Source organism: Amycolatopsis sp. Hca4 (assembly GCF_013364075.1).
In the GTDB taxonomy this organism is placed as follows: Bacteria; Actinomycetota; Actinomycetes; order Mycobacteriales; family Pseudonocardiaceae; genus Amycolatopsis.
The window spans coordinates 7,386,170-7,408,132 of record NZ_CP054925.1; the positions used below are offsets into that span (position 1 = coordinate 7,386,170).

Sequence of the window (21,963 nt, forward strand, 5' to 3'; positions counted from 1 at the left end):
CAGGGTAGATCAACCTAAAGGCTTTAGGCAAACGGGTCAGGAGAACAGCGCGTCCGCCCAGCTCGCATCGCGGGTCACACCCGGCGGGACCGCGAAGTGCGCCGACCCGGTGTGCTGGACGTACTCCATCATCGCGTCCTTCGACGACAGCGCCTGCTGCATCGGCACGTACTGCTTGCGGGTGTCGCGGTTGAACGCCAGGAAGAACAGCCCGGCCTCCAGATGGCCGACGCCGTCGGAACCGTCGACGAAGTTGTAGCCGCGGCGCAGGATCCGGACGCCGTTGAGCGCCTGGTGCGAGGCCAGCCGGACGTGCGCGTCCTCCGGGATCAGCTTCTCGCCGCCCGCGCCGCCGACGTCGAGGTCCAGCTCGTCGAACTCCGCGGTCTGGCCCAGCGGGGCGCCGGTGCCCTTCGTGCGGCCGATGATCTTCTCCTGGCCGTCGAGGGTCTCGCGGTCCCACGTCTCGATGTGCATCCGGATCCGGCGCGCCACCAGGTACGTGCCGCCCGCCATCCAGGCCTGGCCGTCGCCGGCCTCGGCCCAGACCTGGTCGCGCAGCACGTCGGGTTCCTCGGCCTTGATGTTGTTCGTGCCGTCCTTGAAGCCGAACAGGTTCCGCGGGGTCTGCTGTTCGCGCGAAGTCGACGAGCTGCGGCCGAAGCCGAGCTGCGACCAGCGGACCTCGGTGACGCCGAAGCCGAGCCGGACCAGGTTGCGGACCGCGTGCACCGCCACCTGCGGGTCGTCCGCGCAGGCCTGGATGCACAGGTCGCCGCCGCTGCGGGCCGGGTCGAGCTTGTCCTTCGGGAACAGCGGCAGGTCGATCAGCTGCGGCGGGCGCTTGCCCGCGAGGCCGAACCGGCCGTCGAACAGCGACGGCCCGAACCCGATGGTCAGGGTCAGGTTCGACGCCGGCAGGTCGAGCGCCTCGCCGGTGTCGCCGGGCGGGGCGTAGGCGCCGCTGCCGACCGCGCCGTTCGCCACGACCTCCTGGCCCGCCGTCATCCGGCGGGCCGCTTCGGTCCACGTCTTGAGCAGGGCCCGCAGCTTCTCGCGGTCCTTCGTCGTGACGTCGAGGGCCGCGAAGTGCAGGTTGGCCTGCGCCGGGGTGGCGATGCCGGCCTGGTGTTCGCCGTGGAAGTCGACGACGTTCGTCGACGCCTCGGCGTTGCCGCTCGTCGCCTTGTCGATCCCGATGCCGGCGGCGGCCCCGGCCCCGGCGAGCGCGACCCCCGCGCCCGCCAGGCCGAACAGCTTCCGCCGCGAGACGCGCGTGCCCTCGGTGGACGTCACTTCGACACGACCTCCGCAACCTTGCTCAGCGGTTCGCTCAGCGCGTCGACGGCCGAGGCGAACTCCTTGACCTGGTCCTGGGAAAGCTCGGTGTACGACTTGAAGCCGTCACCGGCCCGCTGCTTGTCGAGCAGGCCCTGCACGTTCGCGAACTCCTTGTCCAGAGTGGACACCAGGGCGGGGTCCTTGGCCTGCAGGACCGGCCGCAGCGAGGCGATCGCGCCCTTCGAACCGTCCACATTGGCCTGGAAGTCCCAGAGGTCGGTGTGCGAGAAGGCCTCTTCCTCGCCGGTGATCTTGCCGGTGGCGACCTCGTCGAGCAGGCCCTTGGCGCCGTTCGCGAGGTCCAGTGCGGACAGCTCCAGGGTCTTGGTCTTGCCGACCAGGGTCTTGACGTCGGTCACCAGCTTGTCGGCGATCTGCGCGCTGTCGGGCTGCAGGCCGGTCTTGAACAGGTCCTTCTCCAGCCGGTGGAAGCCGGTGAACTGCTGGTTCGGCTCGAGGTCGGCCTCGCGGACGTCGATGGCCGGGTCGAGGTCGCCGAACTTCTCGGCGACGGGCTCGATGCGCTCGTAGTAGGTGCGGGTGCGCGCGTAGGCGGCCTTCGCCTCGTCGACCTTGCCTGCCTTCACGAGGTCGGCGAACTTCACCGTCTCGTCCTGCAGCGCGGAGGTGTTGTTCGCGATGTAGCCGGCGTAGCTCTTGGTCGCCTCCGCCTTCTGCGCGTTGGTGTCGTTCTGCTTCGCGACGCCGCCGGTCACGGTGAAGTCGCCGCGGATGCCGTCACCGGCCATGCCCGGCTTGCACGCGGTCTGGTACTTGCCGGCGTCGGCGACCTCGACGATCAGCCGCCGGTTGAGCCCGGGCGCGATGTTCTCGACCTCGCCCATGATCCGGTCGCCCTCGGCGTAGAGGTAGAACTCGGTGACCTTGGTGCCCTTGTTGGTGATCTCGAAGGTCAGGTTGCCGGCGTTCGCCGTGGTCGCGGAGACCTCGCACGCGGTGTCGGACGCGGCGACCTTGATCGGGCCGCCGGCCGCCGCGGGCTGGCTCTTGCTGTCGCACGCGGCCAGCGTCACCAGGGCGGCGGCGCCGGCCAGTACGGCCAGCGAGGGGGTCTTGCGCACGGTCACTCCTTCGAGGCGGCCGCGACGGCGGGCGCCGGCGTGGTCTTCTTGCTGGGCTTGAGGAACAGGGGCAGCACGACGGCGACGTAGGCCAGCCAGGCGACGGCCTGCAGCACGGTCGTCTGCTGCGAGTAGTTGAAGATGCCCTTGAGCAGGGCGCCGTACCAGGACGTCTCGGGCAGCGTGCTCGACGCGTCGAACGCCAGGGTGTTGATGCCCGGCAGGAACGCGGCCTCCTGGAGGTCGTGCAGGCCGTAGCCCAGCACGCCGGCGGCGACGAACACCAGCAGGACGCCGGTGATCGTGAAGAACTTCGTCAGGTTGAACCGGACCGCGCCCTTGTAGAGCAGCCAGGCGAGCACGACGGCGGCGGCGATGCCGATGGCGAAGCCGATCAGCGGCTCGACGGTGTCGGACTGCGCGGCCTGGACGGTCGAGTAGAAGAACACCGCCGTCTCCAGGCCCTCGCGCCCGACGGCGAGGAACGACAGCAGCAGCACGGCCGCCGGGCCGACGTCCAGCGCGTCGTCCATCTTCCCGCGCAGCTCGGCGGCGATGCTCTTCGACGCCTTGCGCATCCAGAAGATCATCGCGGTGACGAACACGACGGCGACGATCGACAGGCTCCCGCCGAGCAGCTCCTGGTGCTCGAAGGACAGCTGGGCGGTGGTGTAGGTCAGGACCGCGCCGACGGCGACCGACAGCAGCACCGCGGCACCGACGCCGGGCCAGACCCAGCGCAGCGCGTGCCGCCGTTCGGTCTTGACCAGGAAGGCCACCAGGATGCTGACGACCAGCGCCGCTTCCAGGCCTTCGCGCAGGCCGATCAGCGCGCTCGAGAACAACACGGGTCCGCCTCCCTGAGTTTCTGCTTCCGTGATGGTTTTAGGTAAGGCTCACCTGTAAGTCCAGTGGGCGGTCGCTCCCTCGAAACGATGCAACCGGACAAACAGGACACGGATCCGAAGTTAGGTTAGGGTAACCGCAGGTCAGAGGCTTGCGCGTCGACTCCATAACGAATTCTGTGATTTCGCAGGCAGCGGGCCTGGTTTTACCTGCCGCTTGCCTGGTCAGCCGCTTGGGTGACCCTCTTGAGTGGCTCCGTAACCTGTTCGGGTGGCCGAAACCGCTCAGCCGACCGTCACGCCTCCGTCACCGCCTTCGGGCGGGCCGCCCAGGCGGTACGTCGGGCGGATCGCCCTCGCGCTCGGGCTGGTGGTCACCGGCGTGGTCCTCGTCGTCACCATCGGTGTCCGGAACCCGGACGCCCCGGTGGCCTCACCGCCGGTCCAGCCGGCGCTCGCCATCCCGGAGCAGAGGCCGCAGCCGGGCGCCGAAGCACCGCGGGCCGGCCTCGCCGCGCCGGTCGACCGGCCGCAGGTGTCCGACCGCGTGGAGCTGGACGCGTGGGCGGCCCGGGTCGCGGGCAAGACGCACGTCCCGGCGCGCGTGCTCTCGGCGTACGGCCGGGCGGAGATGTGGATGCAGCGCCAGAAGCCGACGTGCCACCTCTCGTGGGCGACCCTGGCGGGCATCGGCCGCGTCGAGAACGAACGCGGCGACTTCGACCTCTCGGCGATCGGCTCGGACGGCCGGGTGGCGAAGCCGGTGGTCGGCCCGCCGCTGGACGGCTCGCCGGGCGTCCCGGCGGTGCACGACAGCGACGGCGGCAGGCTCGACGGCGACAAGTCGTGGGACCACCTGATCGGCCCGATGCAGTTCCTGCCGTCGACGTGGAAGAAGTACCAGGAGCGCGCGAACGGCGACGGCGGCGCACCGGACCCGCAGAACGTGGACGACGCGGCCTTCACGGCGGCGCGGTTCCTGTGCTCCGGTGGCGACGACCTGGGGACGCCGGCGGGCTGGTGGCGGGCGATCCTGTTCTACAACCAGGCCGTTTCGTACGGACAAGACGTGTTCAGCGCGGCGGACGCCTACGCGGAGGCGAGTGTCGCGCCCTGAGTCACAGCTCGCGGTCGGCGACGAACGGCGTGACGGCCATCAGCACGAGCAGCAGCAGCCCGGCGTACGCACCCAGCGTGGCGAAGATCGACATTTCCGGTTCCTTCCTGGTTTCGGTCTGGAACCAGCTTCGCCCGAAAACCCCGCCAGGACATCGGTCGACGGGCCCGGCCTGGTCGGCCGAAAGGCTGAGGAACCCCGGGCCGTTCGGCCCTGGTCAGGTCACGGTTCGCGCAGCGCGATGTGCGCCTTGACCTCGCTGATCGCTTCCAGGTACTCCGGCACCGGGTGCATCGCCGAGGCGATCTTCATCTGGCCCAGCGCCTCGACGAACCGGCCGAGCCGCTGGAGCGTGCGGCCCAGGATGAACCGTGCGTAGTGGTCCGTCGGGTCCAGTTCCAGCACGCGGGTGAACGCCTCCTCGGCGCGCCGCAACTGAGCGGAGTGGAAGTACGCGCGCCCGGCCAGCAGGTGGACCGACGGCTTGTCCGTTTCGGATTCCAGCAGGGGCTGCAACGCCTTCAGCGCGTCGAGCGGACGGCGGCGGCCCACCAGGTCTTCGGCCTGGCGGAAGGCATGGAACCGCGACTCCTCGGGAGGCTGCGAAGCAGCTGCGGCGTCCGTCATGGTCGCTCCCACGTTACCCCCGGGGAGGGGGATGCACACGCCTCCGAACGGGACGTGATGGACTGTGCCGCCATGAGCAGCGGGTACCGGGGCCTGGCGCCCTACCTCTACTACTCCGACGCGACGGAAGCGCTCGCCTGGCTGACCAGGGTCTTCGGGTTCACCGAGGAGGTCCGCTTCTGCGACGGCGCGGGCGAGGTCTTCCAGGCGACCCTGCGGGCCGGCGACGCGCGGATCCAGCTCGCCGGCGTCGGGCCGGACTACTGGCAGGCCAAGGGCGTCGACGGGCCGGTCGGCCAGCTCAACATCCTCTACGTCGACGACGTGGACGCCGCCTACGCGCGGGTCGAGGCCGCCCTCGGGGACGAGGGCGAGCTGGAGCCGCCGCAGGACCAGCCGTACGGCGCCCGGGTGTTCACCGTCGCCGATCTCGGGGGCAACAGCTGGACGTTCTGGCAGCAGACGTCCGAGGTCGTCGAGCTGCCGCCGGGCTGGCAGGAGGTCCGTGCGGGCGGTGAGTCCTCCAACGGGTGAACTGCGGCGACGGCTAGGCTGGCGGCGTTACCGCAGGCAGAAATGACGCACCGAGGAGCATGGCGTGGCTCTCATCGAGCAGGTAGGCGCGCGCGAGATTCTGGACTCGCGCGGCAACCCGACGGTCGAGGTGGAGGTGGCTCTCGACGACGGCACCCTGGCGCGGGCCGCGGTCCCGTCGGGGGCGTCGACCGGTGAGCACGAAGCGGTCGAGCTGCGTGACGGCGACACCGGCCGCTACAACGGCAAGGGCGTCGAGCGCGCGGTCGCCGCGGTGCTCGACGAGATCGGGCCGGAGATGGTCGGCATCGAGGCCGTCGACCAGCGGATCGTCGACCAGAAGCTGGTCGACCTCGACGGCACGCCGGCGAAGTCCCGCCTCGGCGCGAACGCCATCCTCGGCGTCTCGCTGGCCGTCGCGAAGGCCGCCGCGGAGTCGGCCGAGCTGGAGCTCTTCCGCTACCTGGGCGGCCCGAACGCGCACGTGCTGCCGGTGCCGATGCTGAACATCCTCAACGGTGGTTCGCACGCCGACAGCAACGTCGACGTCCAGGAGTTCATGATCGCGCCGATCGGCGCGGAGACCTTCCGCGAGGCCCTGCGCTGGGGCACGGAGGTCTACCACTCGCTGAAGTCGGTGCTGAAGGGCCGCGGCCTGTCGACCGGTCTCGGCGACGAAGGCGGCTTCGCGCCCAACCTCGGCAACAACCGTGAGGCGCTCGACCTGATCCTGCAGGCCATCGAGAAGGCCGGCTACACCCCGGGCCGCGACGTCGCGCTGGCCCTCGACGTCGCCGCGACGGAGTTCTTCGCCGACGGCGTGTACACCTTCGAGGGCGCGAAGAAGAGCGCCGAGCAGATGTCGGCCTACTACGCCGAGCTGCTGGCGAACTACCCGCTGGTGTCGATCGAGGACCCGCTGAGCGAGGACGACTGGGACGGCTGGGTCACCCTGACCGCCGAGGTCGGCGAGAAGGTCCAGATCGTCGGCGACGACCTGTTCGTCACCAACCCGGACCGCCTGGAGGAGGGCATCACCCGCCGCGCCGCCAACGCGCTGCTGGTGAAGGTCAACCAGATCGGCACCCTGTCCGAGACGCTCGACGCGATCTCGCTGGCCACGTCGTTCGGCTACAAGTCGATGATGAGCCACCGCTCGGGCGAGACCGAGGACACGTTCATCGCGGACCTGGCGGTCGCCACCGGCGTCGGCCAGATCAAGACCGGTGCCCCGGCCCGCGGCGAGCGGATCGCCAAGTACAACCAGCTGCTGCGCATCGAGGAGACCCTCGGTGACGCCGCCCGGTACGCCGGCGAGCTGGCCTTCCCGCGGTTCAGCGCCGAGGCCTGACGCCGATGGCGGACCGGGGGAGGACACGTGGCCGCCGCGGCGGTGGCGGCGGTTCGGCGCGGGTCGGCGGACCCGCGCGGACCCGCCGCCCGGAAGCCGGTCGTGCGGGGAGCCCGGGATCCCGGTCGCCCCGGACCGACGGCACCGCGGCGGCGCGCCGCCGCACCGGCGACGCGGAGACCACCAGGGCCCGGCTGCGCCGGGGCCTGGCGGCGAAGCGGGCCTCAGGCGCGGCGAAGGTGCTCGGCATGTCCACCACCCGCCGCGCGGCGGTGGTGGCGATCGTGGTGTGCGCGCTGGCGTTCACCATCGCCGTGCCCCTGCGCACGTACCTCTCCCAGCGGACCGAGGTCCGCGAACAGCAGGCGCAGCAGGCCCAGCTGCAGCAGGAGGTCGCTCAGCTCCAAGGCCGCAAGGCGGAGCTGAGCGACCCCGCGCAGATCGAGGCCGAGGCCCGGCGGCGGCTGCGGTACGTCAAGCCGGGCGAGACGCCGTACATCGTCCAGCTGCCGGAGGACAAGGCGCCGGACGCGGCCCCGCCACCCGGTCAGCAGCAGGCCGCGGCCGGCTCCTGGTACGAGAACCTGTGGAACCAGGTCTCGGGCGGCTGAGGGCCACGCTCTAACCTGGACGGTGTGAACAGCACGCAGCAGCACCGGTTCGAGCCCGTCACCGAAGCCGACCGCGAGATCATCGCGGAGCAGCTCGGACGGCCGCCGCGGGCGCTGCGCGCGATCGCCGCGCGGTGCCCGAGCGGGCACCCGTCCGTGGTGCAGACCAGCCCGCGGCTGGAGAACGGCACCCCGTTCCCGACGCTCTACTACCTGACCTGCCCGAAGCTCAATTCGATGATCGGCACCATCGAGGCGTCCGGGATCATGAAGGAGATGACCGAGCGGCTCACCACCGATCCCGAGCTCGCCGCGCAGTACCAGCGCACCCACGAGGCCTACCTCGCCGAGCGGGACGCCATCGAGCCGCTGGGTCACCAGGTCACCGCGGGCGGCATGCCCGGGCGGGTCAAGTGCCTGCACGTGCACGTCGCGCACTCCCTTGCCGTCGGCCCGGGCGTGAATCCGTTCGGTGACGAGACGCTGGCCCTGCTTAAGGCCAACGGGTGGCCCACGGGTGACTGTGCCGCGTAACGCTCGCGCCTTGTGAACAGATAACTGGTCTGGGTGAGCGAAAACCTCGATCGCGACTCTCGATGGGCTGAAACTCGGCCGCGCTTGCGGCAGGCTGTCCCCCGGGAACGGCGATCGATCCGGCCAGGAGGACTCCGATCATGCGTGTGCGGCGGCTGCCAGACGCAGTCGGGAGCTACGCGCGGAGATTCGACATCCGCCACCGCACCGCTTACCCGCTGATCACCGGCATCCTGGCCGTGGTCCCGGCGCTGGTCGCCGGCGGCGGCACCCTCGGCTGGCTCGGCGGCAGCGGTGCGCACACCCGTGACGCCGCCCTGGCCCAGGGCTACGACCCGGGGAACGCGGCCCTCCAGCAGATCGCCGTCGACGGCACCCTCCCCGGCGCGCCCACCCCGCTGCCGCTGCCGGCCTACGAGCTGCCCGACGGCCCGCTCGGCATCCCGGCCACCGCGCTGAAGGCGTACCGCAACGCCGCCGACATCCTCGGCCGCGAGCTGCCCGCGTGCCACATCGACTGGGCACTGATCGCCAGCATCGGCCGGATCGAGTCCAACCACGCGCGCGGCGGGTACGTCGACGCGTCCGGGACCACCCGCGAGCCGATCCTCGGGCCGCAGCTCAACGGCCAGGGCGGGTTCGCCGCGATCCCGGACACCGACCAGGGCCTGCTCGACACCGACCCGGTGTGGGACCGCGCGGTCGGGCCGACCCAGTTCATCCCGGGGACGTGGAAGGGCTACGCCTCCGACGGCAACGGCGACGGCAAGTCCGACCCGAACAACATCTTCGACGCGGCCCTGGCCACCGGCCGGTACCTGTGCTCCGGCGGGTTCGACCTGGCGAAGCCGGACCAGCTGCGCGGGGCGATCTACCGGTACAACAACTCGGACACCTACGTGAACACGGTGATCCTGTGGGCGGACGCCTACCGCAACGGGATCATGCAGGTGCCGGACAGCACGGTCCCGGTCGGCGCGCCGAACGCGGCGGCGCTTCCCGCTCCGCCGCCGATCCCGCCACCCCCGGTCCCGACGACGACGGTCGCCACCCCGCCGCCGACCACGTCGGGCACCTCGAAGCCGCCGACGTCGACGCCCACGTGCGCGCCGCCGACGACGACGGTGATCCCGACGACGGTCATCAGCATCACGACCGAGCCGGCGCCGTCCTCCACGCCGACCGGGGACACGTCCTCGCCGAACCCGAACCCGACCACGACCCCGACACCGACGTGCGGACAGGTCGTCACTCAGATCAGCACGACGGTCATCCCGACCACGACCACGCTGCCGCAAACCACCACCGGAGCGGGTGCCGGTTAGGGTGGCGGCATGCCTCGTGTTGCCGCGATCGACTGTGGGACCAACTCCATCCGTCTGCTCGTCGCCGAGCTGACGCCGCGCCACGACGGCACGGTCGACCTGCGCGACCTGCACCGCGAGATGCGGATCGTCCGGCTCGGCCAAGGCGTCGACGCCACCGGCGAGCTGGCCCCCGAAGCGCTCGAACGCACCCGCGCCGCGCTCGCCGACTACACGATCGCCGCGCGGCGCAAGGGCGTGGAGAAGGTGCGCATGGTCGCGACCTCGGCGACCCGCGACGCGAAGAACCGCGACGAGTTCTTCCGCATGACCCGCGAAACCCTCGGCGTCGAGGCCGAGGTGATCACCGGCGACGAAGAGGCGCGGCTGTCGTTCACCGGCGCGGTGGGCGAGCAGGACCCGGACGACGGCCCGTTCGTGGTGGTCGACGTCGGCGGCGGCTCGACCGAGCTGGTCCTCGGCACCTGGGACGGCCGCCGGGCCGAGGTGACCGCGGCGAAGTCGGTCGACATCGGCTGCGTGCGGATCACCGAGCGCGCGCTCAAGAGCGACCCGCCGACGGCCGAGGAGATCGCCGCCGCCCGTGACCTGGCGGGCAAGGTGCTGACGGACGCGTTCGACGTGGTCGACGTTTCCCGCGCCCGGACCTGGATCGGCGTCGCGGGCACGGTCACGACGCTGTCGGCGATCGCGCTGGGCCTGCCGGAGTACGACAGCGACCGGGTGCACCTGTCCACATTGAGCGCGGCGGACATCGACCGGCTCGCCTCGGAGCTGCTGCACAGCGACCACGCCGGCCGCGCGGCCAACCCGGTGATCCACCCGGGCCGGGTGGACGTGATCGGCGGCGGCGCGGTGGTGGTCCAGACCCTCGCGGAACAGCTGGCCGCTCGGGGCGGTCCGACCGAGCTGGTGGTCAGCGAACACGACATCCTCGACGGCATCGCCCTCTCCCTCGCCTGACCGACCGTTCGGCCGCCCCAAAGGGCTTGGGGCGCAAGCGAACCGTGGGTGATCGCGCCATGACCTGCTGTCCGCGCTGGGCCGTCCGGAGTATCCGGATTCCTACGTTGGTCGTGCTCCAACCAGGTGGTCCCGACGGTCGTCACACATTTGCAACACCGCAGTCCTGTGATCGGCTTCATCGCCCCCGATAGCGTGCGTCTCACCTTTCGGACACACCGGATATGGAGGGGATCATGCGTCGTTCGCGCAGGCTCTGGGGACCCACGGTGGTGATGACTTCGCTGGCGCTCGTGCTCGCCGCGTGCGGTGGCGGGTCGGGCAGCTCCGCGGGCGCCGGCGAGACGAACCCGGACGGCGCGGTCAGCGTCTACGGCACCGAACCGCAGAACGCGCTGGTCCCGACCAACATCAACGACCTCGGCGGCACCAAGGCGATCCAGGTCATGTTCGCCACGCTCGTCGGCTTCAAGGGCGCGGACGCCAAGCCGTTCAACCTGATGGCCGACTCGATCACGACGACCGACTCCAAGGTCTACGACATCAAGATCAAGCAGGGCTGGAAGTTCCACGACGGCACCGAGGTGAAGGCGCACAACTTCATCGACGCCTGGAACTACGGCGCCTACGCCCCGAACGGCCAGCTCAACACCGACTTCTTCTCGAACATCCAGGGGTACACCGACGTCCACCCCGCGGACGAGAACGCCAAGCCGGCCACGGACAAGATGTCGGGCCTGGTGCAGAAGGGCGACTACGAGTTCCAGGTCACCCTGGACGCGCCGTTCTCCGTGTTCGACATCAAGGTCGGCTACCAGGCGTTCGCGCCGCTGCCCGACGCGTTCTTCAAGGACCCCAAGGGCTTCGAGCAGCACCCCATCGGCAACGGCCCGATGAAATTCGTCTCGCGGACGCCGAACCAGGACATCAAGCTCACCCGCAACGACGACTACAAGGGTGACGACAAGGTCCACTTCAAGGACCTCGACATCAAGATCTACTCCAGCCAGGAGACCGCCTACCAGGACCTGCTGAGCGGGCGGCTCGACTTCATGGAGGCGCTGCCGCCGTCGGCCGTCGCGGGTGGCAAGTACAAGAACGACCTGGGCGACCGGCTCGTCACCGGCCACCTGCTCGGGATCAGCACCATCGCCGTGCCGTACTACGTGCCCGGCTACAACAACCTCGAGCTACGCAAGGCCATCTCGATGGCGATCGACCGCGCGCAGATCACCAAGACCGTCATGAACGACACCTACGTGCCGGCGGATGGCTACATCTCGCAGGGCATCCCGGGGTACCGGCCGGGCGTCTGCCAGTTCTGCAAGTACGACCCGGCGGCGGCCAAGGAGGCGTTCGCGAAGTCCGGGTTCAAGGGCAAGCTGACCATCGCGTCCAACGCGGACGGTGGCCGCAAGGAACCGCTGGTCGCGGCGTGCAACAGCATCAAGAACACCCTCGGCGTCGAGTGCGACTTCGTGCCCGCGACCGACTTCGGGCAGTGGCGCAGCATCGTGACCGGCCACAAGCTCACCGGCATGGGCCGCTCGGACTGGTCGGCGGACTACCCGTCCATCGAGGACTTCCTCAACCCGATCTACAAGACCGGTGGCTCCTCGAACGACTCGACCTACTCGAACCCGCAGGTCGACGCGCTGCTCGAGAAGGCGGACGCCACCGCCGACAAGGACGCCGCGGTCAAGCTGTACCAGCAGGCCGAGGACCTGATCGCGAAGGACCTGCCGTCGATCCCGACGTGGGACGAGAAGGGTGTCGCGGCGAAGTCGAAGAACCTCAAGTCGGCGGCGCTGGACTTCCGCCGGATGCCGGACTACCCGTCCATCGAGGTCCTGAAGAAGTAGCCGCGGCTCCCACCACCACGCCGTCGTGGGTGGCGAGGCGGCACCCGCCTCGCCACCCACGACGGCCGGCGCGCACTAGGAACTCTTGATGACCCGCTATGTCCTGCGACGGCTGCTCCAGCTGATCCCGGTGTTCTTCGGCACCACGTTCCTCATCTACGTCCTGGTCTGGGCCGTGCCCGGCGACCCGTTCTCCGGCAAGTGCGGCCAGGTCGCCTGCCCGCCGGCCTACATCGCGCAGATGACCGAGAAGTTCCACCTCGACGACAACATCTTCGTCCAGTACTTCAAGTACCTCGGGAGCCTGTTCACCGGCGACTGGGGCGAAACCTTCAACGGCACGTCCGTCGGCGAGCTGATCGCCACGTCCTACCCGATCACCCTGCGCCTCGCGGTGATCGCGGTGGCCATCGAAGCGGTCATCGGGCTGACCGCCGGCGTGCTGACCGGCCTGCGCGGCAAGGGCTTCCTCGACAACCTCGTGCTGGTCTCGACCACGTTCCTGATCTCGCTGCCGGTGTTCGTCACCGCGATCGTGCTGCAGCTGGCCCTGGGCGCCAACGGCCTCGGCTGGATCGAAGCGAGCGTCTCGGACAACCCGAGCGTCGGCGAGCTCATCGTGCCGGGCATCGCGCTCGGCAGCCTGTCCATGGCCTACGTGGCCCGGTTGTCGAGAACGAGCATCGCCGAGAACCGCCGCGCCGACTACGTCCGGACGGCGATCGCGAAGGGCCAGCCGCAGAGCCGGGTCGTGCTCGTGCACCTGCTGCGCAACTCGGTGATCCCGGTGCTCACCTTCCTCGGCACCGACCTCGGCGCCCTGATGGGTGGCGCGATCGTCACCGAAGGCGTGTTCAACATCAACGGCCTCGGCGGCCTCATCTTCCGCGGCATCCAGAACCGGGAGAGCGCGACGGTCGTCGGCGTCGTCGTCCTGCTGGTGCTGGTGTACCTGCTGATGAGCCTGGTCGTCGACCTCCTCTACGCCGTTCTCGACCCGAGGATCCGCTATGACTGACCCGAACCTGATCGGCGGCGGCGGAGCCGACGCGGCCGAGCTGTCCCGTGTGGACGATTCGGCCACCGGTCCGCAGAAGCCACGCAGCCTGTGGAGCGACGCCTGGCGCCAGCTGCGGCGCAAGCCCGCGGTGATCGCCTCGGCGGTGATCATCCTGTTCATCGTGCTGATCGCGGTCGCCCCCGGCCTGTTCAGCTCGCGGGACGCCGGCTTCAGCGACCTCACGCACGCGAACGAGGGGCCGTCCGCGGACGCCTGGTTCGGCTACGACAACCAGGGCCAGGACGTCTACGCCCGCACCATCTACGGCACCCGCGCGTCGGTGCTGGTCGGCGTGTTCGCGACGCTGCTGACCGTCCTCATCGGCTCGGTGGTCGGCATCATCGCCGGCTACTACGGCCGGCTCGTGGACAGCCTCCTGTCGCGCTTCGGCGACATCTTCGCCGGCCTGCCGTTCGTGCTCGGCGCGATCGTCATCCTGACGACGTTCAACGCGCCCGGCACCAACCCCGGCGCGGTCACCATCATCGTCCAGGTGGTCTGCTCCATCGCGGTGCTGAGCTGGCCGGTCGGCATGCGGATCATGCGCTCGGCCACGCTGGTGGCCAAGCAGCTCGACTACGTCAAGGCCGCGCGCGGCCTCGGCGCGAGCACCCCGCGCATCATCTTCCGGCACCTGCTGCCCAACACGATCGCGCCGGTGCTGGTGTACGCCACCATCGCGCTCGGCGCGTTCATCGGCGCCGAGGCGACCCTGGCCTACCTCGGCATCGGCGTGCGCGCACCGGTCATCTCGTGGGGCGTGCTCATCGCCGACTCGCGGGACTACTTCCGGAACGACCCGCACATGCTGCTGTTCCCCGGTGCCTTCGTCACCCTGACCGTGCTGGCCTTCGTGATGCTCGGCGACGGCATCCGCGACGCGCTCGATCCGAAGTCGAGGTAGCTCCCTTGTCCGACAACGAACTCCTCCTCGAAGTCGAAGACCTGCACGTCGAGTTCCGGACGTCCGACGGCGTGGCGAACGTCCTCAACGGCGTCAGCTACTCGGTGCACGCCGGGGAAACCCTGGCCGTGCTCGGCGAATCCGGGTCCGGCAAGAGCGTCACCGCCCAGACGGTGATGGGGATCCTCGACATGCCACCCGGCGTGATCACCGCCGGCGCCGTTCGCTGGCGCGGCGAGGACCTGCTGACCGCGACCGAGGACCGCCGCCGCGAGGTGCGCGGCAGCGAGATCGCGATGATCTTCCAGGACGCGCTGTCCGCGCTGAACCCGGTGTTCACCGTGGGCTTCCAGATCGAGGAACAGCTGCGCGTCCGGCTCGGGATGTCCAAGAAGGACGCCCGGAAGCGTGCGATCGAGCTGCTCGACACCGTCCGCATCCCCGCCGCGGAACGCCGGATCAAGGACTACCCGCACCAGTTCTCCGGCGGCATGCGCCAGCGCGCGATGATCGCGATGTCACTGGCCCTCGACCCGGACCTGCTCATCGCCGACGAGCCCACCACCGCCCTCGACGTCACCGTCCAGGCCCAGATCATGGACCTGCTGGCCGAGATCCAGGCCGAACGCAAGATGGGCCTGGTGCTCATCACGCACGACCTCGGCGTGGTCGCCGAGGTCGCCGACCGGATCGCGGTGATGTACGCGGGCCGGATCGTCGAACAGGCCGACGCCGTCGAGCTGTTCCGCGCGCCCGCCCACCCCTACACCGCCGCGCTGATGGACTCCCTGCCCCGGCTCGACCTCAAAGGACAGACGCTGGAAACCATCAAGGGCCTGCCGCCCAGCCTGCTCGACATCCCGCCCGGCTGCCCGTTCCACCCGAGGTGCAAACGAGCCGAAGCGAAGTGTTCGGCAGAAGTCCCGCCGCAGCACGCGATCGGGTTCGGCCGCACCAGCGCGTGCCACTTCGCCGAAGAGGTGGTGAGCTCCCGTGGCAGTATCTGATTCCGCCTCCGCTGGGAAAAGCACGTCGGCGGACCCGATTCTCTCGGTCACCGATCTGCGGAAGTACTTCCCGGTGCGCACCGGGATCCTCTTCAAGCGCACGATCGGCCAGGTCAAAGCGGTCGACGGCGTCTCGTTCGACCTGATGCCGGGCGAGACGCTCGGCGTCGTCGGCGAGTCCGGCTGCGGCAAGTCGACCCTCGCCCAGGTCCTGATGCGCCTGGAGGAACCGACCGGCGGCACCGCGGAGTTCGAGGGCCGTGACATCTTCGCCATGCGCGGCGCCGAGCTGCGCAAGCTGCGGCGCGAAATCCAGATCGTGCTGCAGGACCCGTACACCTCCCTCAACCCGCGGATGACCGTCGGCGACATCGTCGGCGAGCCGTTCGAAATTCACTCCGAAGTCGCCCCCAAGGGGTCGCGGGCGGGCAAGGTCCGGGAACTGCTGGAGGTGGTCGGGCTCAACCCCGAACACCTCAACCGCTACCCGCACCAGTTCTCCGGCGGCCAGCGCCAGCGCATCGGCATCGCCCGGGCGCTCGCGCTGCGGCCCAAGGTGATCATCTGCGACGAGCCGGTGTCCGCTTTGGACGTCTCGATCCAGGCGCAGGTGATGAACCTGCTCGGCGACCTGCAGGGCGAGTTCGGCCTGTCCTACGTCTTCATCGCGCACGACCTTTCGGTGGTGCGGCACCTGTCGAACCGGGTCGCGGTGATGTACCTCGGCAAGATCGTCGAGCTCGGCACCGACGAGGAGATCTACGAACGACCGTCCCACCCGTACACCCAGGCGCTGCTGTCCGCGGTGCCGGTGGCGGACCCGTCGGTGCGCGGTCGCCGCCAGGTGATCCGGCTGACCGGCGACGTGCCGAGCCCGCTGGATCCCCCGTCCGGGTGCCGGTTCCGCACGCGGTGCTGGAAGGCGCAGGACCGCTGCGCGACCGAGGTGCCCGAGCTGGTGCCCAGGACTGACGGGCACTTGTCAGCTTGTCACTTCGCCGAGCAGAAGTCGGTTGTTCCATAACGTACTTTTTGCCGTTGTACGCGCTATGTCCGATCTATACGGTGCAGGAACCGCTTTCCGCGAGGAGGAGAAACGTGAAGAGACCCAGGCTTCTGGCCGCGGTGCTGGCCGTGCCGCTGTTCGGCGCGGTGTCCGCCGTCGCGGTCCCGGCCGCGTCGGCGCAGCCCGCGCTGTCCGGCCCGGCGACCGAGTTCACCGTGCTCGCCAAGGACGTCCAGAGCATCGGCAGCGCCCAGCAGGCGATCAAGGCCGCGGGCGGCACGGTACTGGAGACCAACACCGCGGTCGGCCTGATCCGGGCCAGCGCGCCCGCCACCGGCTTCACCGAGCGCGTGGCCACCAACCGCGCGGTCTTCGGCGCAGCCAAGGCGCAGGTCATCGGCTCGGTGCCGAAGAACGGCAAGAAGACCAAGGGTGACGCCGGGGTCGAGAAGGAGGGCCGCGGCGGCGCCTCCAAGAAGGCGGCGGCGAACAAGGCCGTCGGGATGGACCCGCTGGACGACCAGCTCTGGGGCCTCAAGTCCGTCCGCTCGGACCTCTCGCGCACCAAGCAGCCGGGCAGCAAGCAGGTCAAGGTCGGCGTCATCGACACCGGCATCGACGGCACGCACCCCGACATCGCGCCGAACTTCGACGAAGCCGACTCGCGCAACTTCACCCGTGACATCCCGACCGACGTCAACGGCGTCGAGGTGGACGGCCCGTGTGAGTTCCGCGGCTGCGTCGACCCGGCCAACCACGACGACGGCGGCCACGGCACGCACGTCGCCGGCACCATCGCCGCCGCGGCCAACGGCTTCGGCGTCTCCGGTGTCGCGCCGAACGTGACGCTGGTGAACATCCGCGCCGGCCAGGACTCGGGCTACTTCTTCCTGCAGCCGACGGTCGACGCGCTGACCTACGCCGGTGACGCGGGCATCGACGTCGTCAACATGTCGTTCTACACCGACCCGTGGCTGTACAACTGCACGGCGAACCCGGCGGACTCGCCAGCCGAGCAGGCCGAGCAGCGGACGATCATCGAGGCCACCCAGCGCGCGCTGAACTACGCGCACCGCAAGGGCGTCACGATGCTGGTCGCGCTGGGCAACCAGCACACCGACCTCGGCAAGCCGCTGCCGGACACCACGAGCCCCGACTACCCGGCGAACACCACGCACCCGCGCACGGTGGACAACGCGAGCTGCCTCAACCTGCCGGTCGAGGGCAACCACACGATCGGCGTCAGCTCGTTCGGGCCGTCGCAGAAGAAGGCGGACTACTCGAACTACGGCCTCGAGCAGATCTCGGTCTCGGGCCCCGGCGGGTACTTCCGCGACTACTTCGGCACGCCGTGGTACCGCACGGTCCAGAACGAAATCCTCTCGACGTACCCGAAGAACGTGGGTGTCGCGGAGGGCAACATCGACGCGGACGGCAACATCACCGAAGCGGGCCTGGCCGCGGGCGTCCAGAAGGCCACGGCCGCGGACGGCCGCGTCGGCTACTACCAGTGGCTGCAGGGCACGTCGATGGCCACTCCGCACGCGACCGGCGTCGCGGCGCTGATCGTCTCGCAGTACGGCAAGAAGTCGCACGGCGAGTTCGGGCTGGACCCGGACAAGGTCCAGCGCGTCCTGGAGGGCACCGCGGCGAAGATCGCCTGCCCGGTGCCGCGCACGGTGGACTACCTGAACGAAGGCCGCCCGGCCGAGTTCACGGCCACCTGCGAAGGTGACCCGTCGTTCAACGGCTTCTACGGCCACGGCGCGGTCGACGCCTACTCGGCGGTGACCCACGGGTCGCAGTACCTGAAGTAGCACCGATCCGGCAAGAAACCGCCCCGGGAAGGCAACCTTCCCGGGGCGGTTCGCGTGTACGGGGGACACGGGGGGAGTGTTTTCGTTGATCGTTCGCGAACCGGCGCTGCCGGTGGACCCGAGGCTGCCGGGCGAGCCCACGGTGCTCGAGGTCGGCTGGACGCGGCTGTGGCTGGGCAAGCGCGGGGTCATGGTGTGGCTGCCGACGCGGCTGCTCGCACTGCGCGTGGGCGGGCGCGCCATCGGCGGCCGGGGAACACCGGCGTACGCGATCGTCTTCGCGGCGCTGTGGTCGTTCAGCGCGCCGTTCTTCGAGGAGGTCGACCTGCCGGGAAAGGCCGCGAGCATGGTCCTGCTCTTCGCCGCGTTCCAGGTGGTGCGCTGGCGCCGGACGCAGAGCCGTGAACAGCTCGCGGAGCGCCTGACGGGTGCCGGGCCCCCGCTCCCGCTCCGCGTGGCGGCGCAGCAGGTCGGCTGGTGGTACCTGAGCTCGACGGCCTTCACGTTCGTCGGCGGGGCGGCGCTGTGCGCGGCCTCGTTCCTGACCCAGCCGCAGTTCACCGGGAAGCACTGGTACCCGCCGTCGGTCGAGATCGGCGTGCACACGTTCGCGCTGGCGGCCGGCGCCGGCGCGACCGTGCTGGTGCTGGGCCGGGTGCTCCGCGCACCGGTCCTCGCGGAGGACGAGGCGTCGCGCGCGGTCGACCAGGTGCTGCGCGCCGAGGACGTCTACCGGTTCGCCCCGTGCGCGGTCTACGCCGTGCTGGCGCTGCCGGTCTTCGTCGTCGACTGGGCGTTCCCGGGGTGGCTGGGGTGGTCGGCGCTGGTGTACCTGGTCACGGCGGTCGTCCTGCAGCTGCTGGGGTGGGCGGCGGTCCGCCACCGGTACCGCCGGCTGCCGCCCGGCTTCTACGGCCGGTAAACCTTTTCGCCGCTTCGGGCGGGTAAATCGGACAGGGGGAGGTTCGATGGTGGAGACAGCGTGGACGACGCTCGCCGAAAGACAGGGGGCGCGGGCGTGGCTGGCCAGGCACGGCGTGGCGGTGGACGAGCCGACGCCGCTGCTCGCGGTGCGGGTGGGGGCCCGGGTGCTGGCCACGCGGTCATACCCGGTGCACGCCGTGCTTTCCGGCGTGGTCTGGATGGTCGCCCTGCTCCCACCGGTCCCGGTGCTCGCGCGGTTCCTCGTGTTCACCTTGGCCAGCGCTGCCTACCCGCTGCTGCAGTGGCGCCGGGCGCGTGCGGCCGACCGCGCCGCCGCCCGCCTGGTACCGCCGGGCGCCCGGCCGCCGCTGCGGGTGGCGGCCGCACAGGTGGGCCCGTGGTACCTGGCCGGGGTGGCGGCGACGTTCGCCGGCGGTGCGGTGCTGTGTGCCGTGTCCGCGGCGAACCCGGTGGCCTGGGCGGTGGCACTGGTCATCGGCGGGGCGTGCTCGGCGCCGGTTTTCGAGCGGGCGCTGCGCGCCCCGGTGATCGCCGAGGACAAGGCATCGGCGGCTGTCGACGCGGCCTTGCGGGCCTACGACACCCGGGCGTTCGTGGTGCCGTTCCTGTTCACGTTCCTGCCCTGGATCGATCTGTCCACGAGCTGGCCCTGGCCCCCGGCGCGGCTCGTGCCGCCGCTGGCGTACTTCGTGCTGGTGGTGGTCTTCTACGCCCGAGCTGCGACCGGTTTCCGGCGCCTGCGGTTGCCGCCCGGCCGCTACGGGACGGTGACCCCGTGACCGCCGCGGTGACGGAGGCGGAGCGGACGGCGGCCGGGCGCTGGCTGGTCAAGCACCGCGTCGACGTGCCGACGATGACCGACCTGCTGGCCATGCGGCTCGGCTTCCGCGCCGGTGCGCGGCCGCCGGGGACGTGGCGGTGGGTCATCGTGGCCGTCCTGGCCTACGTGGCCGCCACGATCGGGTACTTGACCCTGGCTTTCCTGCCCGGCGTCCGCGGCGGGCAGCTGGCGGGCGGCTCGTTCGTCTACTTCATCGTCATCGGCCAGCAGCTCGGCTACTGGCTTCCGGCGCGGGTCCGCGACCGCCAGGCGCTGGCGCGGTTCGGCACGCTCGCCGGCCCGCCGCGGACCGAACTGGCCGGCTGGTTCCTCGCCGTGGAGCTGGTCACCTTCGGCGGCGGCGCGGCGCTCGCGGTGACGATGTTCGCCACGACGCCGTACCGCACCTACGCGGGCAGCTGGCTCCTCCTGCTGGCTCTGGGGGCGGCGGTCACGACCGCGATGGCGGCCGGCGTCTTCCGGCGTCCCGTCATCGCGGAGGACGCGACGTCCCGGGCCGTCGACTCCGCCCTGCGGCTGCACGACCTGCTCATGACGATGCCGGGGTTCTACGCCGTTCCCCTGCTGCTCGAACCGCTGGCCGGCCAGCCGCAGCAGCCACCGGAGTGGCGGCCGTGGCTGGCCGGCTACGCGCTGCTCGCGGTGGCGCTGCAGGTCGTCGTGGGCGTCCTGCAGTGGCGGCGGCTGCGGGCCGTGCTCAGCGGTTCGACGCCCTCTTGACGAACTTCGCCAGGTCCTTCGACTGCTGCACCCGCGTCGGCTCGTGGATGTACATCATGTGGCCTGCCGGGTAGTACGCCGTGTCGATGTTCTCCCGCAGCTCCTCGGGGATCTGCAGGTGGGCCAGCACGTGCTCCGCCGCGTAGTAGGCCGTCGCGCCGTCGTAGTGGCCGAACGCCACGTGCACCTTCAGGTGCGGGTTCGCCCGCATCGCCGCGCTCAGCGAGTCCACCACCGAGACCGACCGGCCCTCGAAGTCCGCGTACGACCAGGCCCTGTTCGTGTCCTCGTTGATCAGCTCGTACGGCAGGTCGTTGGCGTAGCCGAGCTCCGCCCGCACGTAGTGGTTGAACGCCGCCGCGTACGCGCCGATCACCCGCGAGATCGACGGGTCGTCGCTCATGTGCTCGCGGCCGCCGTCCGGCTCCCACGTCGTGAAGCGGCCATCCATGCGGCCGACCACCAGGCCGCGGTCGCGCAGCAGCTCCGTGAAGAACCGGACGTGCTCGATCCGCAGGTTCACCCGGTCCACATAGGACTCGCTGAGGCCGGTCAGCGACGCCAGCGTGGCCACCGCCTCCGTCCGGTCCTGAGTGGACAGCCGGGCGCCGCGGGACAGCGCCCACGGCAGGTCCTTCGCCGCGAAGTCCTCCGCGTCGGCGAGGACGTCGTCGAGCGGGCGCTCGCCGTGCAGGCCGTGGTAGTGCGCGATCGCCGCGTACGTCGGCACGAACAGCGAGTACGGCAGGTCGTTGCCCTCGGTGAACCGCAGCGTGCCCAGGTCGAGCACCGAGGAGATGAGCAGCAGGCCGTTCAGGTAGAGCCCGTGCCGGTCCTGCAGGTGCGCGGCCAGCCCGGCGGCGCGCAGCGTGCCGTACGACTCGCCGGCCAGGAACTTCGGCGACAGCCAGCGCTCGTGCCGCGACACCCACAGCCGGATGATCTCGCCGACCGACTCGATGTCGCCCTTGAACCCGTGGAAGTCCTTGGTCTCGCCGCCTTCGGAGGCGCGCGAGTAGCCGGTCGACACCGGGTCGATGAAGACGAGGTCGCTGTGCACCAGCAGCGTCTCGGGGTTGTCGGCCAGCCCGTAGGGCGGCGGCACCAGGTCGTCGACGTCGCCGGAGAGCACCCGGCGCGGCCCGAGCAGGCCCATGTGCAGCCAGATGCTCGACGAGCCGGGCCCGCCGTTGAAGGCGAAGGTCACCGGCCGCGTCCCCGGGTCGGCGTCGTCGAGGGTGTAGGAGGTGATGAACACCTCGGCCTTCGCCTTGAAGCCCTCTGACTTGCCGTCCTTGACGATCTCCTTGCGCAGGACGATCCGGCCCGCCTTCGCCGTGTACGCGAGCTTCTTGCGCTTCACGGTGAGCGTGTGCTGGGTGGTGACGATGTCATCGGTCGGCTCGGCCGCGATCTCGGTCGGCGCCGCGGCCGTCGGCTCGGGGGCCTCTTCGGGGGTGCTGTCCGCCAT

General features: G+C 70.4%; 21 protein-coding genes. 16 read left to right on the forward strand and 5 right to left on the reverse strand.

What is annotated here, in order from left to right:
* Positions 1-36: 36 nt before the first annotated feature.
* From efeB to efeU, 3 genes are read right to left on the reverse strand one after another with little or no spacing between them, the layout of a single operon-like run.
* Positions 37-1,296: an iron uptake transporter deferrochelatase/peroxidase subunit gene (efeB, locus tag HUT10_RS33440; RefSeq protein ID WP_176174832.1), complete on the reverse strand. Its 1,260-nt coding sequence runs from the start codon at positions 1,294-1,296 to the stop codon at positions 37-39.
* The gene (gene efeO, locus HUT10_RS33445) at positions 1,293-2,429 is read right to left on the reverse strand and encodes an iron uptake system protein EfeO (protein ID WP_176174833.1); all 1,137 of its coding nucleotides are present in this window, start codon (positions 2,427-2,429) and stop codon (positions 1,293-1,295) included. The genes efeB and efeO overlap by 4 nt, the downstream gene beginning before the upstream one ends.
* The gene (gene efeU / locus HUT10_RS33450) at positions 2,426-3,271 is read right to left on the reverse strand and encodes an iron uptake transporter permease EfeU (protein WP_176174834.1); all 846 of its coding nucleotides are present in this window, start codon (positions 3,269-3,271) and stop codon (positions 2,426-2,428) included. The genes efeO and efeU overlap by 4 nt, the downstream gene beginning before the upstream one ends.
* Before the next feature lie 367 nt (positions 3,272-3,638).
* Between efeU and HUT10_RS33455 the strand changes: the two genes are divergently transcribed.
* Positions 3,639-4,385 carry a murein transglycosylase gene (locus HUT10_RS33455; protein WP_176178145.1) on the forward strand — a complete coding sequence of 249 codons (747 nt, stop codon included), beginning with the start codon at positions 3,639-3,641 and terminating at the stop codon, positions 4,383-4,385.
* A gap of 222 nt (positions 4,386-4,607) precedes the next feature.
* Here HUT10_RS33455 and HUT10_RS33460 read toward each other — a convergent pair whose 3' ends face one another.
* Positions 4,608-5,012, reverse strand: a complete 405-nt coding sequence (locus HUT10_RS33460) for a tetratricopeptide repeat protein (protein WP_176174835.1) — start codon at positions 5,010-5,012, stop codon at positions 4,608-4,610.
* A 72-nt stretch (positions 5,013-5,084) separates the two neighbouring features.
* On the opposite strand from HUT10_RS33460, the gene HUT10_RS33465 reads away from it, so the two are divergent.
* The 15 genes from HUT10_RS33465 (at position 5,085) to HUT10_RS33535 (ending at position 20,492) form a co-directional block, all read left to right on the forward strand.
* Complete coding sequence (locus tag HUT10_RS33465; protein ID WP_176174836.1) at positions 5,085-5,546, forward strand: glyoxalase/bleomycin resistance/extradiol dioxygenase family protein; 462 nt, start codon at positions 5,085-5,087, stop codon at positions 5,544-5,546.
* 64 nt (positions 5,547-5,610) lie between these two features.
* On the forward strand, positions 5,611-6,897 hold the full coding sequence (eno, locus tag HUT10_RS33470; protein WP_176174837.1) for a phosphopyruvate hydratase: 1,287 nt from the start codon (positions 5,611-5,613) through the stop codon (positions 6,895-6,897).
* 248 nt (positions 6,898-7,145) lie between these two features.
* On the forward strand, positions 7,146-7,508 hold the full coding sequence (locus HUT10_RS33475; protein WP_176174838.1) for a septum formation initiator family protein: 363 nt from the start codon (positions 7,146-7,148) through the stop codon (positions 7,506-7,508).
* 24 nt (positions 7,509-7,532) lie between these two features.
* Positions 7,533-8,042, forward strand: a complete 510-nt coding sequence (locus HUT10_RS33480) for a DUF501 domain-containing protein (protein WP_176174839.1) — start codon at positions 7,533-7,535, stop codon at positions 8,040-8,042.
* Between the two features lie 140 nt (positions 8,043-8,182).
* Positions 8,183-9,367, forward strand: a complete 1,185-nt coding sequence (locus tag HUT10_RS33485; protein ID WP_176174840.1) for a lytic transglycosylase domain-containing protein — start codon at positions 8,183-8,185, stop codon at positions 9,365-9,367.
* 9 nt (positions 9,368-9,376) lie between these two features.
* On the forward strand, positions 9,377-10,330 hold the full coding sequence (locus HUT10_RS33490; RefSeq protein ID WP_176174841.1) for a Ppx/GppA phosphatase family protein: 954 nt from the start codon (positions 9,377-9,379) through the stop codon (positions 10,328-10,330).
* Between the two features lie 236 nt (positions 10,331-10,566).
* Positions 10,567-12,192: an ABC transporter substrate-binding protein gene (locus tag HUT10_RS33495; RefSeq protein WP_254897128.1), complete on the forward strand. Its 1,626-nt coding sequence runs from the start codon at positions 10,567-10,569 to the stop codon at positions 12,190-12,192.
* Between the two features lie 88 nt (positions 12,193-12,280).
* A complete protein-coding gene (locus HUT10_RS33500; protein WP_176174843.1) occupies positions 12,281-13,210 on the forward strand; it encodes an ABC transporter permease in 930 nt (309 codons plus the stop codon).
* On the forward strand, positions 13,203-14,156 hold the full coding sequence (locus HUT10_RS33505; RefSeq protein ID WP_176174844.1) for an ABC transporter permease: 954 nt from the start codon (positions 13,203-13,205) through the stop codon (positions 14,154-14,156). The genes HUT10_RS33500 and HUT10_RS33505 overlap by 8 nt, the downstream gene beginning before the upstream one ends.
* A gap of 5 nt (positions 14,157-14,161) precedes the next feature.
* A complete protein-coding gene (locus HUT10_RS33510; RefSeq protein WP_176174845.1) occupies positions 14,162-15,163 on the forward strand; it encodes an ABC transporter ATP-binding protein in 1,002 nt (333 codons plus the stop codon).
* Positions 15,150-16,187, forward strand: coding sequence for an ABC transporter ATP-binding protein (locus HUT10_RS33515; RefSeq protein WP_176174846.1), 1,038 nt, complete (start codon positions 15,150-15,152; stop codon positions 16,185-16,187). The genes HUT10_RS33510 and HUT10_RS33515 overlap by 14 nt, the downstream gene beginning before the upstream one ends.
* A gap of 74 nt (positions 16,188-16,261) precedes the next feature.
* Entirely contained in the window at positions 16,262-17,986 is a 1,725-nt protein-coding gene (locus HUT10_RS33520) for a S8 family serine peptidase (protein WP_176174847.1), read from the forward strand.
* Between the two features lie 85 nt (positions 17,987-18,071).
* On the forward strand, positions 18,072-18,908 hold the full coding sequence (locus HUT10_RS33525) for a hypothetical protein (protein ID WP_176174848.1): 837 nt from the start codon (positions 18,072-18,074) through the stop codon (positions 18,906-18,908).
* Positions 18,909-18,954: 46 nt separating this feature from the next.
* Complete coding sequence (locus HUT10_RS33530; RefSeq protein WP_176174849.1) at positions 18,955-19,710, forward strand: hypothetical protein; 756 nt, start codon at positions 18,955-18,957, stop codon at positions 19,708-19,710.
* Positions 19,707-20,492: a hypothetical protein gene (locus tag HUT10_RS33535; protein ID WP_176174850.1), complete on the forward strand. Its 786-nt coding sequence runs from the start codon at positions 19,707-19,709 to the stop codon at positions 20,490-20,492. Before HUT10_RS33530 ends, HUT10_RS33535 begins: the two co-directional genes overlap by 4 nt.
* On the opposite strand, the gene HUT10_RS33540 is transcribed toward HUT10_RS33535, so the two are convergent.
* Positions 20,470-21,963, reverse strand: a complete 1,494-nt coding sequence (locus tag HUT10_RS33540) for a S10 family peptidase (RefSeq protein WP_176174851.1) — start codon at positions 21,961-21,963, stop codon at positions 20,470-20,472. The two genes, HUT10_RS33535 and HUT10_RS33540, sit on opposite strands and share 23 nt — an antisense overlap.